This window comes from Bradyrhizobium oligotrophicum (genome assembly GCF_051168495.1).
Taxonomy (GTDB): Bacteria; Pseudomonadota; Alphaproteobacteria; order Rhizobiales; family Xanthobacteraceae; genus Bradyrhizobium; species Bradyrhizobium oligotrophicum_A.
The window spans coordinates 145,290-164,375 of record NZ_JBNPVB010000008.1; the positions used below are offsets into that span (position 1 = coordinate 145,290).

Consider the following 19,086-nt stretch of genomic DNA (forward strand, 5'->3'; position numbering starts at 1 on the left):
ATGGGCAGATCGTCTCCCGAACTGGTGCGCGTCGCCGACAAGGCGGCGATGGCACGAACTGCGGCCGACCTCCTGCTCACCCGGATCGCGGCCAATTCCGGCCGGATCGCCGTGTGCCTCACCGGCGGCTCGAGTCCAAAACAGCTCTACGAACTGCTGGCCACGGACCCCTGGCGTGACCGCATTCCGTGGTCGCGCGTGCACTGGTTCATCGGCGACGAGCGGTTCGTGCCGGCAGGCGATGCCCTGCACAACATGACCATGGCGCGCCATGCGGTCCTCGATGCGTGCGCGCCGGCGGCCAACATTCATCCGATCCCGACGGATACGACCAGCCCCGACAGCAGCGCGAGGGCCTATGAGCACGAGCTGAAGGCGTTCTATGGCGCTGACCGGCTCGATCCGGCACGGCCGCTGTTCGACGTCGTGCTGCTCGGGATCGGGCCCGATGGTCACGTCGCCTCGCTGTTTCCGGAATTTCCGGCCGTCGACGTTACCGATCGCTGGGTCGTGGGCGTCGACAAGGCCAACGTCGCGCCGTTCGTGCCGCGGGTCAGCCTGACCCTGCCTGTGCTGGCGTCCTGCCGGACCATGCTGTTCGCGGTGGCGGGCGGCGACAAGCGGCCGATCTTGACGCGCGTGCTGGCGGGCGAGACCCTGCCGGCCAATCGTGCCCGTTCGAACCATGAGACGCTGATGCTGGTCGATGCGGCGGCGTGGCTGGAGACGTCGTCGGATCGATCGACGTCTGAGCTGCCGCATGCCCTGATCATCATGGGCGTCTCGAGCTCGGGCAAGAGCACGATCGGCGAGGCGCTGGGCCAACGCCTCGGATGGCGGTTCGAGGACGGCGACAGCTTTCACCCGCCGGCCAACGTCGCCAAGATGAGCGCGGGCCATCCGCTCACCGACGAGGACCGCTGGCCCTGGCTGCAGGCGATCGCCGACGAAATCGCGCGCTGCCGCGCCAAGGGCGAGCCCATCATCATCGCCTGCTCGGCGCTCAAGAAAGTCTATCGGGACATCCTGGTCGGCGGCCATGACGACGTCCGCCTCGTCTTTCTCGAGGGCAGCCGGGAGCTGATCGGCGACCGGATGGGTCACCGCCGCGGACATTTCATGCCGACGGGCCTGCTCGACAGTCAGTTCGCCACCCTGGAACCACCCGGAGCCGACGAGCATCCCGTGACGGTCTCGATCGACGCACCGGTCGCGACCATCGTCGACGACATCCTGCAACAGCTTCAGATCGGTCGGGCCCATGCCTGACTGCGAATGGAAGGGCTCATGACCCGCATCGCACTCGTCGTGTCCGACGTCGACGGCACGCTCCTGACCAAGGACAAGGTTCTGACCGAGCGCGCCGCCAAGGCCGCACGCCAGCTGCACGAGGCAGGCATCGCCTTCACCATCACGTCCAGCCGCCCGGCAATCGGCATGGGCTTTCTGATCGCGCCGCTGCAGATCGCCCTGCCGGTCGGCCCGTTCAACGGCAGCTCGATCGTCGGTCCCGACATGCGCCCGCTCGAACAGAGCCTGATTCCCGGCGCCGCCGCCGTACGCTGCGTCGATCTCCTGCATCAGCGCGGCGTCGACATCTGGGTCTTCACCAGCGACGCCTGGCTGACGCGCAACCCCGACGGCGACTACGTGCCGAACGAGCAGCGCGCGATCCGCGCCGATCCGACCATCGTCGGCGACTTCGCGCCCTATCTGTCCAGTGCCTGCAAGATCGTCGGCGCCAGCCGCGACTTCGAGCTGCTGGCCCGCTGTGAGGCCGAGATGCGCGAGCTGCTGGGGACCGAGGCGACCGCGGTCCGCTCGCAGAGCTACTACCTCGACATCACCCCGCCCGGCCGCAACAAGGGCACCTTCGTCACCGCGATGGCCCAGCGCCTCGGCATTCCGCTCGATCAGGTCGCAACCATCGGCGACATGCACAATGACGTCGCTATGTTCGATGTCAGCGGATTGTCGATCGCGATGGGCAACGCCAGCGACGATGTGAAGAGCCACGCCAGGCGCGTCACCACCTCCAACCAGGACGAAGGCTTTGCCAACGCCATGGAGATGATCCTGGCCGAAAACGCACAAGGCTAGACGGCGAGAGCGGGAACGCGAAGCTAGGAGTCCGAGCGCTGCTTGGCCGGCTTGTCGGCGGCCATCCTGGCACTGCTGAGATTCTGCGCGGTATTGATCAGCGCGATATGCGTCAGCGCCTGCGGGAAATTGCCGGTCTGCCGGCGCGCTTGGCTGTCGTATTCTTCCGCCAGCAGGCCGACATCGTTGGCGATGTCGACGACGCGCTGGAACAGCGTCTCGGCCTTGGCGATGTCGCCCGCGAGGACATGCGCGTCGGCGAGCCACAGCGTGCAGGCCAGGAAGGCGCCCTCGATCGGCTGTTGCTCGTCGGGAGACAGCTCGCGCGGATCGTGCCGCAGCACGAAACCGTCGCGCAGCAGATGCTGCTCGATCGCTGCGATGGTGCCGCGGATGCGCGGGTCCGAGCTCGGCAGGAAGCCGACCGCGGGCAGCAGCAGCAGGCTGGCGTCGAGCAGCTTCGAGCCATAGGAGTCGACAAAGCTGCCGAGGGCGGCGTCGTAGCCCTGCTCGCAGACGTCGCGATGGATGGTCTGGCGCAGCCGGCACCAGCGGTCGAGCGGCGCCGACAAATTGAACCGCTCGGCGCTCTTGATGGCGCGGTCGAACGCCACCCAGGTCATGACCTTGGAGAACACGTAGTGACGGCCGTCGCCACGGCGCTCCCAGATGCCGTGATCGGGCTGATCCCAGACATCGGTCAGATGATCGAGCACCGCGCATTCGAGAGCCCAGGTGCCGTCATCGAGCTTGAGCCTGCTCATGCGCGCCTGATGGAAGGCGTCGATCAGCTCGCCATAGACGTCGAGCTGCAGCTGCGCATGCGCGGCGTTGCCGATCCGCACCGGCTGCGCGCCTTCGTAGCCGGCCAACCATTCGGCCTCCCATTCCGTCAGCCGGCGCTGCCCCATGATGCCGTACATGATCTGCATGTAGGCCGGTGCGCCGGCGGCTGCGCGCAGCAGCCAATTGTGCCACGCCAGCGCTTCCTCGGTGTAGCCCGAGTTCATCAGCGCCAGCAGCGTGAAGGTCGCATCGCGCAGCCAGCAGAACCGATAGTCCCAGTTGCGCCGTCCCCCCAGCTTCTCCGGCAACGACGTCGTGGGAGCCGCGACGATGCCCCCCGTCGGACCATAGGTGAGCGCCTTCAGGGTAATCAGGGAGCGCATCACGAGGTCTCGATGGGCTCCGGTATAGGTGCAGCGGCGCGACCAGTCCGACCAGAAGGCTTCGGTATCGCGCAGCGCATGATCGGGATCGATCGCCTTGGGCACCGGCAGATGTGATGGACCATAGGTCAGGACGAACGGCACGGTCTCGCCGGCCGCGACATCGAACTCGGCCACCGTCGTCATGTTCTCGCCGTAGGTCGGGGCCGGCGTATGCAGCACGGCCATGTCCTGACCGCAGATGGCCAATAGCGCCGAGCGGTCGTCGGACTGCCGCACCCAGGGGATCTCGATGCCGAAGCCGAAGCGGATGATCAGATCCATGCGCATCGCCACCCGGCCGGAGACGCCGCGCACCAGTCTGACCACGTCGGAGGCGCTGCCCCGAGGCGGCATGAAGTCGATCAGTTCGACCGTGCCCGTTGCCGTCTCGAACCGGGTTTCGAGGATCAGCGTATCGCCGCGATAGCGGCGTGAGACAGCCCTCACCTCGTCCTGCGGCGTGATCAGCCAGCGGCCGTTGCCTTGGTCACCAAGCAGCGCTGCGAAACAGGCGTCCGAATCGAACGCCGGCCAGCACAGCCAGTCGATCGATCCGTTGCGGCTCACGAGCGCGGCCGTCTCGCAGTCGCCGATCAGGGCATAGTCTTCGATTTTGCAGGGCATTGCACATCCGATTGTCTTGCCCCCGCAAAACCATCGATGATCACGCGCTGGCCGGACTGATCCGATCGGCGGTGACGGCCTTCAGGGCCTCGACGCTGGTCATGGCCGCGATGTCCTCGAGGTCGAGCGGCATCTTGCGACGCCAGTTCGGATGCTCGTCGATCGTGCCGGGAATGTTCGGCTGATCGACCACTTCGAGCAGATCCTCCAGCGAGACCGCCAGCAGCCGCGACCGCGTCCGCGACAGGAAGCTCACGGCGGACAGCACATCGTGATCCTGGATGCCGTTGTGGCGCAGCACCTCGTCCCAGAGCCCGAGCGCGCGCCAACGCTCTTCGTCGGTCTCGCCCGGGTCGATGTCCAGGCCGCGCTTGGTCTTGAGATCGCCGAACGTGCGCCAGCCGGCGTACGTCGACAGATCGTGCGTATTGAGCGTGACCAGGGCGTTCGGCGGATAGGCGTCGACATCACGGAAGCGTCCGTTGTCGTCACGCTCGAAGATCATCACCTTGTAGGACCACAGACCCCAGTCGGCCATCTGCTCGCGAAAACCTTCCGGCACGGTGCCGAGATCCTCGCCGATGACGATGCAATCGTTGGCGTCGCTCTCGATGGCGGTGGCGGCCAGCAGCGCATCGAACGGCATCTGGACATAGGCGCCCTGCTTGGCTGGAAAGCCATGCGGCACGAGATAGAGCCGCTTCAGGCCGAGCACGTGGTCGAGCCGGATGGCGCCGGCGTGGCGCATCGACGCCCGGATCATCTCCCGGAACGGCTCGAAGTTCTTCAATTCGAGCCCGGGCGCGTTGAAGCCGGCCAGTCCCCAGTTCTGCCCGACCGTATTCAACGGATCGGGCGGCGCACCGACCGACAGCGTCCGCGAAATGGCGCCCTGCTCGTTCCAGGCATCGAAGCCGTCGGACTGAACGCCGACCGCGACGTCGAGATAGAGGCCGACCTTCATGCCCAGCCGATGGGCAAGGTCCTTGCAGTGTCGCAACTGGCGCTCGGCGAGCCACTGCACATAGGCGACGAAATCAGCCTCGCGCCGATCCGGACCATTGAGCAGCGCCGCGCAGCGTGCCGCGTCGGGCTGCCGCCACTCCTCCGGCCAGTTCCACCAGGGCTGCTGGAAGCGATGGCGCAGCACCTCGAAACAGGTGAAGCGCGCGAGCAGTTCGCCGCGCTCGGCGCGATAGGTCTTGAATTCGGCCGCCTCGGCACTGTCGGGCGTCGTCATGAAGGCGTCGAAGGCAGCTCGCAGGGCCGGCCATTTCAATGCCGCGACCCCCTGATAGTCGACGAGCTCGGCCTGCCGCAGCGGCTCAAGCAGCTTGCGATCGGGCCCGTTGCGGAAACCCGGCGCCTGCTCGACATCGACATAGAGTGCATTGAGAAACAGCCGGCTGTTCGGCGCATAGGGGCTGAAATCACCCGGCCGGTCGTCGAACAGCGCGTGCAGCGGATTGAGGCCGACGCCATCGGCGCCCAATCCGGCACAGAGCTCGATGAGGGTGGCGAGATCGGTGAAATCGCCCATGCCCCAGTTGCGCCGCGAGCGGATGCCGTAGAGCTGCACCGCCAGCAGCCAGACCCGATCGAAGTCGCCGCCGAACGCCTTCTCAGGCGTGACCAGCAGCGGCAGTTCCTCCCGGTAGGACGACGAATCTGACAGCTCCAGGCGATAGCTGCCCACCGGCAGGTCGGCGGGCCAGTCGACGAGCGCCTCGCTGGCCTCGCCCTTGGCGATCTCGGCGTCGCCCTGCTTGATGACCCATCCGACCGGCAGCTTGGCGTCGTCGCTGAGGCGACTGCGGGCCGGCTGCCCGGACCGAATCACGATCGCGCCGCTCAGGAGGCGGTGCGGCGTCGGCCTCGGGAACGCCTCCACGATGATTTTGAGCGCCGCTTCGTCGGTGGCGCGGCGCTGTCCCTGACCATCGTAGAATTCTGTCAGGATTCCGAGACTATGAGCTTCGCTAAAGAGATCCATTCGGCACGCGATCTGGACGTGGCAGGGAGCACGTCGTGAAATTGTTGTGGGACACCAAGAAGATAGACCTTTAACGCGCCGCACTCGCCCGCGTTCCCCCGGGAACAAAAGCGCGCTCGGCGGCTTGGTGTGGGGTCGTTTCGGGTCCTAGCGAACCGGGACACCGTTTTCTTGTCAATGGCATCACAGTGAACAAATTTCAGCACACGTTCGAGAGCGTCGCCCTTCGGGACGCTTTCTCCCCTATTCTGCCCTCTTTTGAGGAGAGCCGCATCTGTCGGGTCCGAGACGCCTTTCGATTCGCCTCCGGTCACAGCCGATCCACTCTCTTCTCTCCTAGGTGAGGGCCTCATGAACCTGATGTCATCCCTGGACGCTCCCGACCTGCAGACCGAAACCGATGGCGACGGCCTGTGGTACAAGGACGCGATCATCTATCAGCTGCACGTCAAGGCGTTCGCCGACAGCAACAATGACGGGATCGGCGACTTCGCCGGGCTGACCGAGAAGCTGGATTATCTGCAGGATCTCGGCGTCACCGCGCTGTGGCTGCTGCCATTCTACCCCTCGCCCGGCCGCGACGACGGCTACGACATCGCCGACTACGGCAGCATCAACCCCGATTTCGGGACGATGAAGGATTTCAAGCGCTTCATTCAGGAAGCGCAGCGCCGCGGCTTGCGCGTCATCACCGAGCTCGTCGTCAACCACACCTCCGACCAGCACCATTGGTTCAAGCGCGCCCGGCGCAGCGCCCCCGGATCTAGCGCGCGCAACTGGTATGTCTGGAGCGACACCGACCAGAAATATCAGGGCACCCGGATCATCTTCACGGACACCGAGAAGTCGAACTGGACCTGGGACCCGGAAGCCGGCCAGTTCTACTGGCACCGCTTCTTCTCGCACCAGCCGGACCTGAACTTCGACAATCCGCGGGTGGTGAACGCCATCATCCAGGTGATGAAGCGCTGGCTCGACGCCGGCGTCGACGGCTTCCGGCTCGACGCCATTCCCTATCTGTGCGAACGCGACGGCACCAACAACGAGAACCTTCCCGAGACGCATGCGGTCATCAAGCGCCTGCGGGTCGAGCTCGACAATTATGCCAAGGACAAGCTGCTGCTGGCCGAGGCCAATCAATGGCCGGAGGACGTGCAGGAATATTTCGGCCAGGGCGACGAATGCCACATGGCCTATCACTTCCCGTTGATGCCGCGCTTCTACATGGCGATCGCCCAGGAGGATCGCTTCCCGATCACCGACATCCTGCGCCAGACGCCTGACATCCCTGCCACCTGCCAATGGGCGCTGTTCCTGCGCAACCATGACGAGCTGACCCTGGAGATGGTGACGGACGTCGAGCGCGACTATTTGTGGTCGACCTATGCCAACGATCCGCGCGCCCGCATCAATGTCGGCATCCGCCGGCGCCTGGCGCCGCTGATGGACAACGACCGGCGCAAGATCGAGCTGATGAACTCGCTCTTGATGTCGTTCCCGGGCACGCCGATCATCTATTACGGCGACGAGATCGGGATGGGCGACAACATCTATCTCGGCGACCGCAACGGCGTGCGCACGCCGATGCAGTGGACGCCGGACCGCAACGGCGGCTTCTCGCGCGCCGACCCGGCCCGGCTCTACGCGCCGATGATCATGGACCCGGTCTATGGCTACGAGGCCGTGAACGTCGAGGCGCAGTCGCGCAGCCTGTCGTCGCTGCTCAACGCGAGCAAGAAGCTGATCTCGGTGCGCAAGTCGACGCTCGCCTTCGGCCGGGGAACGATGAGCTTCATCCGGCCCGCCAACCGGTCCGTGCTGGCCTATGTCCGCCAATACAAGGACGAGGTCATTCTGTGCGTCGCCAATCTGTCGCGCTCGGCGCAGGCGACCGAGCTCGATCTGTCCGCGTTCAAGGACCGCGTGCCGATCGAAATGCTGGGACGCTCGCGCTTTCCCGCGATCGGCGAACTGCCCTACATGATCACGCTCGCGCCTTACGGCTTCTACTGGTTCCAGCTCAAGGAGCGCGAAAAGTCGGAGCCGGTAATCCAGCGTGCGGTGCCGGAATTCGAAACGCTGGTGGTGCCGCTCGGATCGACCTGGGTGTCGCTGGCCCGCACCCGCAGCCTGTTCGAGCGCGACGTGCTGCCAGGCTACCTCGCGCGCACGCGCTGGTATCCGGAGCGCGTTGCGGAGGCTATCCATCCGACGCTGACATCCGCGGTTCCGTTCTGCGACATCGGCGACAACCGGCCGTGGCTGATCTTCTTCAAGGCAGTCGAGCGCAACGAGACGCTGCGCTATCTGCTGCCGATGCAGATCGAATGGGTGCGTTTCGATCGCGATCGCTACAATCCCCAGGCCTTTGCCGCCGTGCGCCAGGGCGCCCGCGAGGGAACGCTGCTCGACGCCGCCACGAGCCCCATCTTCCTCGCGCTGCTGCTGCACAACCTGCAGCAGTCGCTCACCGTCGAAGAGAACGGCATACGGCTCGAATTCCGTCCGACATCGCGGTTTCCCGACAAGCCGATCCGCGAATCCGAGCAGGTTCGCGTGATCGAAACCGACCGCTGCAGCAGCAAGGCCGTGGTCAACAACGAGTTCTTCGTCAAGATCCGCCGTGAACTCGAGGCCGGACCGCATCCGGAGATCGAGATCGGGCGCTTCCTGACCGAGACCGCAGGCTTTGCCAATGTCCCGCCGCTGCTCGGCAGCGTCGAGGTGATCCAGGAGGGCGAGCGCCAGACCATCGGCTGCGTCCATGGCTTCGTCGAGAACCAGGGCGACGGCTGGACCGTCACGGCGTCCTATCTCGACCGCTACGTCGATGACCAGCGCGTCTTCACCGCGAACGGCGACGAGCGCCAGAACGAGGAGCTGTCGCCCTATCTGCGCTACATGTCGCAGGCCGGCCGGCGCTGTGGCGAATTGCATGCGGCACTCGCCTCGCGCAGCGACCTCCCGGATTTCGCGCCCGAGCCCACGACCGCCGATTGTCTCGATCATTGGATCGATCGGCTCCGCGCCCAGGCCGGACGGATTTTCACCAGCCTGAGCGAGCGCCGCGACCACCTCAAGGATCCAGAACGCGGACTGATCGATCAGGTGCTCACCAGACGCGGCGAGCTGTCCGAACGCCTGAGCAATTTGATCCCGCGCCATGTCGGCGGCAGCGACCTCCGTGTGCATGGCGACTTCCATCTCGGCCAGATCCTGATCGTCAAGGACGACATCGTCATCATCGACTTCGACGGCGATGAGGAGCAGCCGCTCGCCGATCGCCGGCGCAAGGCGCCGCCCGCCCGGGATATCGCCGGCTTCCTGCGCTCGATCGACTGCTCGGTTCGCATCGCGCTCGAGCGCGGCCTGCGCACCCATCCGGACGATCACGGCCGGATCGCCGCCGCGCTGTCGGACTGGCGTGACCGCGCCAGCGCGGCTTTTTTGGCCGGCTATCGCGACATCGAGGCGACGCAGCGCCTCTGGCCGGACGATCCTCACAGCGCGGACGCGCTCCTTAACTTTTTCATGCTGGAAAAAGCCCTCGGAGCGCTCGAATATGATCTCGCTCACCGGCCGGACTGGCTACGCGTCGCGCTGGGCCACCTGCTTCGCGTCCTGTCCGTGCCAGCACCTGCCAGCGAGTCCTCATGACCCATCTTTCTCCCGAGGCGTTTGCGATCATCGAAGGTCGGCATGCCGACCCGTTTCGCTATCTCGGTCAGCACACCGTCGACGGCCGGACCGTCGTGCGCGCCTTCCTGCCCGAGGCGTCTCAGGTCGAGGCGGTCGGCGAGCACGGCGAAGTCGCGCCGCTCGCACGCATCCATGATTCCGGCCTGTTCACCGGGACGATGTCGTCGCCGCAGCGCTATCGCCTCAGGGCCACGTTCGGCGACGCCGTCACCGACCTCGAGGACCCCTATCGCTTCCTGCCGATCCTGAGCGATTTCGATCTGCACCTGCTCGGCGAGGGCAACCACGCGCGGCTGTACGACAAGCTCGGTGCCCATCCGATGGCGCTCGACGGCGTCGACGGTGTCGGCTTCGTCGTGCTGGCGCCCAATGCGCGGCGCGTCAGCGTCGTCGGCGACTTCAATTTCTGGAACGCACGGCGCCACCCGATGCGCGTGCGCGGCAACGGCTATTGGGAGCTGTTCATTCCCCGCGCCAGGGCCGGCGACCACTACAAGTTCGACATCATCGGTCCGCAGGGCGAGCATCTGCCGCTGAAATCCGACCCGATGGCGTTCGCGGCCGAGTTGCGCCCCAAGACCGCGTCCATCGTGATCGATGAGACGACGCTGCCGCGCCCGCGGCCGGCGCCTCATGACGTCAACAAGCTGAACCGGCCGGTCTCGATCTACGAGGTGCATCTCGGCTCCTGGCGCCGCAGGGACAACAACCAGTGGCTCACCTATCGCGAGCTGGCCGAGCAACTGCCGGCCTATGTGCGCGACATGGGCTTCACCCATATCGAATTCCTCCCCGTCAGCGAGCATCCATTCGACGGCTCCTGGGGCTATCAGCCGACCGGCCTGTTCGCGCCGACCAGCCGCTTCGGCAGCCCGGAGGATTTCTGCGCGCTGGTCGATGCCTGCCACCGCGAGGGTCTCGCGGTGTGGCTCGACTGGGTGCCCGGGCATTTTCCCGATGACCCGCACGGCCTCGGCCGTTTCGACGGCACGGCGCTGTATGAGCATGCCAATCCGATGCAGGGCCGGCATCTCGACTGGGGCACGCTGATCTACAATTTCGGCCGCACCGAAGTCGCCAACTTTCTGCGCTCGAACGCGCTGTTCTGGCTGGAGCGCTATGGCATCGACGGGCTGCGCGTCGACGCCGTCGCCTCGATGCTCTATCTCGACTACAGCCGTCCCTCGGGTGGATGGATTCCGAACAAATATGGCGGCCGCGAGAACCTCGAAGCCATCGAGTTTCTGCGCCGGGTCAACATCGAGCTGTTTGGCCACCATCCGCAGGCGACGACAGCTGCCGAGGAGTCCACCTCCTGGCCGCAGGTGTCGCGCCCGGTCGATACCGGCGGCCTCGGCTTCGGCTACAAGTGGAACATGGGCTGGATGCACGACACCCTGCGCTACATCAGCAAGGACCCCATCCACCGCAAATATCACCACGGCGAGATCCTGTTCGGCCTGCACTACGCCTTTTCCGAGAACTTCATCCTGCCGCTGTCCCACGACGAAGTCGTGCACGGCAAGCGCTCGATCCTCGGGCGGATGCCGGGCGACGACTGGCAGCGCTTTGCGAATTTGCGCGCTTATTACAGCTTCATGTTCGGGCATCCCGGCAAGAAGCTCCTGTTCATGGGCTGCGAGTTCGCTCAGGAGCGCGAATGGAATCACGATACGTCTCTCGACTGGCACCTGCTCGGCGACGCCAGATATGCCGGCATCCAGGCCCTGATCCGCGACCTCAACCATCTCTACCGCAACGTGCCGGCGCTGCACGAGCGGGACTGCGAGCCGGACGGCTTCGAATGGCTCATCACCGACGATTCCGACCGCAACGTCTTCGCCTGGGTGCGGAAGGGCTTCGATCAGCATGCGCGTTGCGTCGTGGTCGTGAACTTTTCGCCCAACGTGTATTACAATTACCGGGTCCGCGTGCCGTTCGGCGGCAAATGGAGGGAAGCTTTCAATTCCGACTCCCTGCATTATGGCGGCAGCAATGTCGGCAATGTCGGCCAGGTCCATGCCTCTGAAGATCACCAACTCGACCTCATCCTCCCGCCCATGGCAGCGGTATTTCTCGTCCCGGAAGCCTGACGCGATGCGCCTGGCCGCAGGAAGCCACGCCCGCCTGGGAGCCACCTGGGACGGGCGGGGGACCAATTTTGCCCTGTTTTCCGCCAATGCGGAGAAGGTCGAGCTCTGCCTGTTCGACAACCAGGGCCGCCGCGAGATCGAGCGGATCGAGCTGCCCGAGCGGACGGAGGACGTCTGGCACGGCTACCTCAACGACGTCTCGCCGGGGCAGCTCTACGGTTACCGCGTCTACGGACCCTATGAGCCGGAGCGCGGGCACCGCTTCAATGCCAACAAGCTGGTGCTCGACCCCTACGCCAAGCGGCTCGCCGGCCGCCTGGTCTGGAGCGACGCCCATTTCGCCTATCGCGCTGGCTCGCCGCGCGAGGATCTTTCCTTCGACCGCCGCGACAATGCCCGCGGCATGCCCAAGGCCGTCGTGATCGACGAGACCTTCAACTGGGGCCGGCGCGAGATGCGCCCGCAGATCCCGTGGGAGGACACGATCATCTACGAGGCCCACGTCAAGGGCCTGACCAACAGGCGCGACGACGTCCCGCCCAATCTGCGCGGCACCTATGGCGGCTTGTCGTCGCCGGCGATGATCAAGCATCTGAAGCGGCTCGGCGTCACCACGATCGAGCTGCTGCCGATCCACGCCTTCATCGACGACCGCATGCTGGTCGAGAAGAAGCTCGTCAATTACTGGGGCTACAACACGATCTCGTTCTTCGCGCCGGAGCAGCGCTACGCGCAGGACAATCCGCTCGACGCGTTCAGGACGACGGTGGCAAGGCTGCATGATGCCGGCATCGAGGTCATGCTCGACGTGGTCTACAACCACACCGCCGAGGGCAATCATCTCGGGCCGACGCTGTGCTATCGCGGCATCGACAACGCCTCCTACTACTGGCTGCAGCCGGACAATCCGCGATTCTATGACGACTTCACCGGCTGCGGCTCGTCGGTGAACCTGACCCATCCGCGCGTGCTGCAGATGGTGATGGACTCGCTTCGCTATTGGGTCGAGGTCTGCCATGTCGACGGCTTCCGCTTCGATCTGGCCACCACGCTCGCCCGCGAGAAGCACGGCTTCGACCGGCGCAGCGGCTTCCTGACCGCCATCCGGCAGGACCCGGTGCTTGCAGGCGTCAAGCTGGTCGCCGAGCCCTGGGACGTCGGCCTCGGCGGCTATCAGGTCGGCGCGTTCCCATCGCAATGGTCGGAATGGAACGACCGCTATCGCAGCGCCATGCGCCGCTACTGGAGCGGCGAAGGCAGCCTGATCGGCGAGGTCTCGAGCCGCATGACGGGCTCGTCCGACATCTTCAACCACGACGGCCGCACCCAGCGCGCCAGCGTCAACCACGTCACCGTCCATGACGGTTTCACGCTGGCGGATCTGTTCAGCTACAACAGCAAGCACAACGAGGCGAACGGCGAGGACAATCGCGACGGCTCCAACGACAACCACAGCAACAATTTCGGCCACGAGGGTCCGACCGACGATGCGGCCATCACCGCGCTGCGCCGGCAGTCGCGCAAGAACCAGCTCGCCTGTCTGTTCCTCGCGCAGGGCCTGCCGCTGCTGCTGGCCGGCGACGAGGTCGGCAACTCGCAGAACGGCAACAACAATGCCTACTGCCAGGACAACGAGGTTGGCTGGGTCGACTGGAGCGGCATGGGCCGCGACGGCGACGACTTGATCGACTTCATCGCGCACATGACGGAGCTGCGCCGTCGCTTCGGCCAGATCCGCGCGCGCCGCTGGCTCGACGGCCGCCGTCCCGACGGCAGTTTCGGCGTGCTGTGGCTGACGCCTTCGGCGGAGGAGATGACGCAAACGGACTGGACCTTTCCCGATGGTCGATTTCTCGCCTATGTGCTCGCCCCGGTGGAACAGGAGCAGGCTCCGATCTTTATCGTCCTGAACGCGGCCCCTGAAGAAATCGGATTCAAATTGCCCAGGCTCGACGAATACAAGACGTGGCAGCAGATTTTGAACACCACTGAAGCGCAGCAGACGCCGATCGACCTCGCATCCGGCGCGGACCTCAAGGCCCCGCCCCGCTCCGTCCTTGCATATGCGGGCCAGCCATGACCGTGCGCCAGTTCGGACCTGAAATCACCAAGGACGGCGTCACCTTCCGGCTGTGGGCGCCCGCCGCCAAGCACGTCGATCTGGTGCTCGACCGCAACCATGCGATGCAGCGCCGCGGTGACGGCTGGTATTCGCTCGATGTCGCCGGGATCGGCGCCGGCACGCGCTACATGTTCCGCATCGACGACGAGCTCGACGTGCCCGATCCCGGCTCGGACTTCCAGCCTGAGGACGTGTTCGGGCCGAGCGAAGTGATCGATCACGGCGCCTACGCCTGGCGTTCCAAGGATTGGCGCGGACGCCCCTGGCAGGACGCGGTGTTCCTCGAGAGTCATGTCGGCACCTTCACCAGGAAAGGCACCTATCGGGCGATGATCGACAAGCTCGATCACCTCGTCGAGACCGGAATTACGGCGCTCGAACTGATGCCGCTCGCGGACTTCGCCGGCCGCCGCAACTGGGGCTATGACGGCGTGCTGCTCTATGCGCCCGACAGCGTCTATGGCAGGCCCGACGATCTGCGCGCCCTGATCGACGAGGCGCATCTGCGCGGGCTGATGGTGTTCCTCGACGTCGTCTACAACCATTTCGGCCCGGAAGGAAACTACATCGGCCGGTATGCGCCGACGTTCTTCACCGACGCGCATACGCCGTGGGGCAGTGCGATCGATTACCGGCTTCCGGAGGTGCGGAACTTCGCGATCGAGAACGCGCTGCATTGGCTCACCGACTACCGCTTCGACGGGCTGCGTTTCGACGCGGTCAATCACATTCTCGCCGCCGAAGGCCAGGTGCCGATGCTGCACGATCTCAGCACCGCGGTCGGCAAGCTCGTGGAGGCGACGGGGCGGCACATTCACCTCGTGCTGGAAAACGGCGACAACCGCGCCAGCATGCTGGACGCCGCGGAAGAGCCGCCGCGCGGCAAATTCCGCGCGCAGTGGAACGACGACTATCATCACGCCTGGCATGTGATGCTGACCGGCGAGAGCGGCGGCTATTATGGCGACTACCAGCAGTCGCCGCGTCGCGACCTCGCCCGTGCGCTCGCGTCCGGCTTCGTCTATCAGGGTGAACCGGCCGCGTTCTGGGGCGGCGATCCGCGGGGCGAGCCGAGTGGTCATCTGGCGCCCAGTGCCTTCGTGAATTTCCTGCAGAACCACGACCAGATCGGCAACCGCGTGTTCGGCGACCGGCTGGAAGCGATCGCGCCGCCCGACGGCATTGCGGCGGCGCTGGCGGTCACCCTGCTGGCGCCGACCGTGCCGATGCTGTTCATGGGCGAGGAATGGGGCTCGAAACAGCCGTTCCCGTTCTTCTGCGACTTCCAGGGCGATCTTGCACACGCCGTGCGCAAGGGACGCCGCAGGGAATACGAATGGGCATACGCCCGGTATGGCGACGACGTCCCCGATCCGCTGGATGTCGAGACGTTCGAATCGGCGATCATCGATTGGGACGCCCGCCATGAGCAGCCGGGCCGCGAACGGCTGGCACTGGTGCGCAGGCTGCTCGCCGTGCGGCACAGCGAAGTCGCCCCACGACTGCCCGGCGCGACATTCGGCGAAGCGAATGTAACCGATGACGGACACCTGACCGCCCATTGGGTGATGGGCGACGGCAGCAGGCTGCGGCTGCTCGCCAACGCCTCGGACAAGGCGCTGGCAAACCGATCGACCGAATTCCCCGGCACGTCGATCTGGGGCGGAACGCCCGGCGATCGTCTGCCGCCGTGGTCGGTGTTCTGGAGCATCGGAGGATAGCATGCCTCCGGCCATTCCGCTCGCGACCTATCGCCTGCAACTCACGGCCGACTTCGACTTCGAAGCCGCGGCGCGTGTCGTGCCCTATCTCAAGGCGCTCGGCATCAGTCACGTCTACGCCTCGCCGTTCATGAAGGCGCGCAAGGGGTCGACCCATGGCTACGACATCACCGATCATTCCAAGCTCAATCCCGAGCTCGGGGGCGAGGATGGATTTGCCAGACTCATCGAAGCACTGAAGGCGCACGATCTCGGGCTCATCCTCGATTTCGTGCCCAACCACGTCGGCGTCCATTTCGACGACAATCCGTGGTGGCTCGACGTGCTCGAATGGGGCCCGGCGTCGCCGCACGCGGCTTCCTTCGACATCGACTGGGACCAGCTGCCCTACCGTGCGCGCGGCGGCGTGCTGCTGCCCATCCTAGGCACCTCCTACGGCGAAGCGCTGGAGCACGGCGATATCGTCCTGCGCTACGATCCGGACGAAGGCAGCTTTTCCTGCTGGTACTTCGAACATCGCCTTCCGATTGCACCCGAGCGCTACGGCGAGATGCTGCGCATCATGGTGAGGGAAGCCGTCGAGGAGCAGAGCGAGGGCGGCCGGCAGATTCTCGACCTTGCCTCGCGCCATAGAGGTCTGCGCCAGCCCAATCGCAAGGAAGCGCCAGGCTTCAAGGCCGCTCTCAAGGCCATTCCAGGCGCCGCCGACATCATCGCCCGCGGACTTCAGGCCTATCAGGCCGGCCCCGATCGCCCCGCGCCGACGTTGGCGCTGCATCACCTGCTGGATCGGCAGCACTACAAGCTCGGCCACTGGCGACTGGCGTCGAGCGACATCAACTATCGCCGCTTCTTCGACGTGAACACGCTTGCAGGCCTGCGAATCGAGGATGCCGGCACGTTCGAGGCCATCCACCGTCTGGTGAAGAAGCTGATCGCGGACGGACAGTTGCAGGGATTGCGGCTCGACCACATCGACGGCTTGCGCGACCCCGCGCAATATTTTCAACGTCTGCGCCGCCTGGTCCGCGATGCCCGCGGCGCCGCCGCGGGGCCATTCTATGTCGTGATCGAAAAGATCCTCTGCGAGCACGAGAAGCTGCCGAGCTTCGCCGGCGTGCACGGCACCACCGGCTATGAGTGGATGAACGTCATCACCCAGCTCCTGATCGACCGCAGCGGCCTGGAGCCACTCGACGAGGTCTGGCGCCAGATCAGCAACACCCCGCCGAAGCTGGCGCCGGTGGTCAAGGAGGCCAAGCGGCGCGTGCTCGAGACGCTGCTGACCAGCGAGTTCACCGTGCTGACGCGGCTGCTGGCGCGCATCGCCAATGGGCACTACTCGACGCGCGACTATTCGGAAGACAGCCTGCGTCAGGCGCTCGAGCTGTACATCCTGAACTTCCCGGTCTACCGCACCTATCTCACCACGGCCGGACCGACCGAGGCCGACCGCAAGCTGATCGATCATGCGATCACGCAGGCGCGCGCCGAATGGTTCGCCTCCGACGGCTCCATCTTCGACTTCCTGCGCGATGCCCTGACGATGGATCTCGTCAAGCGCGATCGTCGGACCAACCATAGCGTTCCGCGCGTCCGCCGCTTCGCGCTCAAGGTCCAGCAGCTCACCGGACCGATGATGGCGAAGTCGCTGGAGGACACCGCCTTCTATCGCTTCCACCGGCTGCTCGCGCTCAACGAGGTCGGCGGTGACCCGGCGGCCCGTGGCCTGACCATTCCTGATTTTCACGAGCTCATGCGACAGCGCGCCAGGCATTGGCCGCACGGCATGACCGCGACCGCGACCCACGACACCAAGCGCGGCGAAGATGCGCGCACTCGCCTTGCCGCGATCACCGAGCTTCCCAACGACTGGACCTCCGCGGTCGCACGCTGGAAGACCTTGAATGCGCCTAACGTCGTGACCGAGGGCAACATGCGGGCGCCGTCGGCGGCGTTCGAATACATGCTGTACCAGACCCTCGTCGGCATCTGGCCGGCGAGCGGTGATGACGACAGCCTTCCCGAACGCTTGCAGGCCTATGCGCTCAAGGCCGCCCGCGAGGGCAAGGAGGAGACCAGCTGGCTCAATCCCAACGAGGCCTATGAGAACGGCCTGCGCGCGTTCATCGCGCGCATTCTCGACCGCGGGCGCTCGGCGGAATTCGTGCAATCGCTGGAGACATTGGCCAAGCGGTTTGCGTTGCTCGGCGCGCTGAATTCGCTCACGCAGCTGGCACTGAAGGCGACCATGCCGGGGGTGCCCGATTTCTACCAGGGCACCGAGTTCTGGGAGCTGTCGATGGTTGACCCCGACAATCGCCGCGCGGTCGACTTTGCCGCGCGCGCGCGGGTGCTGCAGGACTGCGAGAACCCGGACTGGGCGCAGCTTGCGGAGCGCTGGCCCGATGGCCGCATCAAGCTGGCCTGGACGCGGCATCTGCTCGTGCTCCGCAGCCAACTGGCCGCCGTCTTCACCGACGGCTCCTACGAGCCCCTCGACGTGACCGGGCGTCATGCCGAGCACATCATCGCCTTCGCACGCCGCCGCGGCCGGGAAGCCGCGATCGTGGTGGCCGCCCGCAACTTTGCGCCGTTCACAGACGGCGGCCGGGTCTGGCCGCGCGCAGATTCCTTCGATGTGACGGTGCATGTTCCCGGCTATACGGCCCCTCACATTCAGGACGGTGCCCTTCCTGTCTCGTCCATCTTCACGCATCTCCCCGCCACCGTGATCGCCGCGCGTGTCGAGGCGACCTTCGATCGCGGGGCCAAACGGACGCCCACGCTGGCACCGCCCGCCTGATCAGCTCTTCTTGGTCAGCAATAGCTGGCCGCGGCTGCGGATGGCGGACTGCGCCACTTCGGCAAAGCGCTGCAACAACCACGGCAGCGTGACCTCCACCCGCACATGATCCTCCGCCACGTCGACGTGGCCCGACGCCGCCTGTCCGAGCGCGCGCACGCGAAAGAACATCTTGTCACCGTCCCACCGTTCCTCGTCGACGGAGAGGACGGGAAGACTGCTCGCAGCCCGGCCCAGGCCGGCCTGCAGCCGGCGCACGGCCTCGTCCTTGCCGAGGCGATGCGGAATGGAAACGACAAGCGGTCTTGACATCATGATCTCCCGACTAACGACGGCTTGATGTAGTCATCGGCCGAGACGACCGCAAAGACACACGCCTCATTTTACCTCAGCCCGAACCGGAACTTTCGAAGTTCCGACCAGTTTCCTCGACGAAGGCAGAGTGTCGCACGCCCCGCTGCCGGGCACTGGAGGGAACTACATGTCCATCGGAACCATCATCCTGATCATCCTGATCATCGCGTTGCTCGGCGGCTTTTCCGGCATCGGCGGCGGTCCGTTCTACGGCACCGGTTACTATGGCGGCGGCGGTCTCGGCCTGATCATCGTCATCGTGCTGATCCTCGTTCTGCTGGGACGCATCTGATTCGATTGATCTGTCGATCGCACTCATCAGTTCGGGCTGACATGGCTTTGCCATGTCGGCTCGCGCGTGTT

11 protein-coding genes are annotated in these 19,086 nt (G+C 65.4%); 8 read left to right on the forward strand and 3 right to left on the reverse strand.

Annotated features, from left to right (window positions below; all coding sequences use genetic code 11):
- Both pgl and ACQR1B_RS17475 read left to right on the forward strand, forming a co-directional pair.
- The gene (gene pgl / locus ACQR1B_RS17470; RefSeq protein ID WP_434834495.1) at window positions 1-1,269 is read left to right on the forward strand and encodes a 6-phosphogluconolactonase; all 1,269 of its coding nucleotides are present in this window, start codon (window positions 1-3) and stop codon (window positions 1,267-1,269) included.
- A gap of 18 nt (window positions 1,270-1,287) precedes the next feature.
- The gene (locus ACQR1B_RS17475) at window positions 1,288-2,100 is read left to right on the forward strand and encodes a Cof-type HAD-IIB family hydrolase (RefSeq protein WP_434834494.1); all 813 of its coding nucleotides are present in this window, start codon (window positions 1,288-1,290) and stop codon (window positions 2,098-2,100) included.
- Window positions 2,101-2,123: 23 nt separating this feature from the next.
- Here the strand turns inward: ACQR1B_RS17475 and ACQR1B_RS17480 are convergent, their stop codons facing one another.
- Complete coding sequence (locus tag ACQR1B_RS17480) at window positions 2,124-3,935, reverse strand: glycoside hydrolase family 15 protein (RefSeq protein WP_434834493.1); 1,812 nt, start codon at window positions 3,933-3,935, stop codon at window positions 2,124-2,126.
- Between the two features lie 40 nt (window positions 3,936-3,975).
- The gene (gene malQ / locus ACQR1B_RS17485; protein ID WP_434834492.1) at window positions 3,976-5,928 is read right to left on the reverse strand and encodes a 4-alpha-glucanotransferase; all 1,953 of its coding nucleotides are present in this window, start codon (window positions 5,926-5,928) and stop codon (window positions 3,976-3,978) included.
- 351 nt (window positions 5,929-6,279) lie between these two features.
- Between malQ and treS the strand changes: the two genes are divergently transcribed.
- Genes treS through treY form a run of 5 tightly spaced genes read left to right on the forward strand, consistent with a single transcriptional unit; the run spans window position 6,280 to window position 18,369 of the window.
- The gene (gene treS, locus ACQR1B_RS17490; protein WP_434834491.1) at window positions 6,280-9,585 is read left to right on the forward strand and encodes a maltose alpha-D-glucosyltransferase; all 3,306 of its coding nucleotides are present in this window, start codon (window positions 6,280-6,282) and stop codon (window positions 9,583-9,585) included.
- The gene (gene glgB / locus ACQR1B_RS17495; protein ID WP_434834490.1) at window positions 9,582-11,720 is read left to right on the forward strand and encodes a 1,4-alpha-glucan branching protein GlgB; all 2,139 of its coding nucleotides are present in this window, start codon (window positions 9,582-9,584) and stop codon (window positions 11,718-11,720) included. The genes treS and glgB overlap by 4 nt, the downstream gene beginning before the upstream one ends.
- Window positions 11,721-11,724: 4 nt before the next feature.
- Complete coding sequence (gene glgX, locus ACQR1B_RS17500) at window positions 11,725-13,800, forward strand: glycogen debranching protein GlgX (RefSeq protein ID WP_434834489.1); 2,076 nt, start codon at window positions 11,725-11,727, stop codon at window positions 13,798-13,800.
- Entirely contained in the window at window positions 13,797-15,563 is a 1,767-nt protein-coding gene (treZ, locus tag ACQR1B_RS17505; protein ID WP_434834488.1) for a malto-oligosyltrehalose trehalohydrolase, read from the forward strand. The genes glgX and treZ overlap by 4 nt, the downstream gene beginning before the upstream one ends.
- A 1-nt stretch (window position 15,564) precedes the next feature.
- Complete coding sequence (gene treY / locus ACQR1B_RS17510; protein ID WP_434834487.1) at window positions 15,565-18,369, forward strand: malto-oligosyltrehalose synthase; 2,805 nt, start codon at window positions 15,565-15,567, stop codon at window positions 18,367-18,369.
- Here treY and ACQR1B_RS17515 read toward each other — a convergent pair whose 3' ends face one another.
- A complete protein-coding gene (locus tag ACQR1B_RS17515; RefSeq protein ID WP_434834486.1) occupies window positions 18,370-18,681 on the reverse strand; it encodes a polyhydroxyalkanoic acid system family protein in 312 nt (103 codons plus the stop codon).
- Between the two features lie 169 nt (window positions 18,682-18,850).
- Between ACQR1B_RS17515 and ACQR1B_RS17520 the strand changes: the two genes are divergently transcribed.
- The gene (locus ACQR1B_RS17520) at window positions 18,851-19,015 is read left to right on the forward strand and encodes a DUF3309 family protein (RefSeq protein ID WP_006614022.1); all 165 of its coding nucleotides are present in this window, start codon (window positions 18,851-18,853) and stop codon (window positions 19,013-19,015) included.
- The last annotated feature ends 71 nt before the right edge of the window (window positions 19,016-19,086 follow it).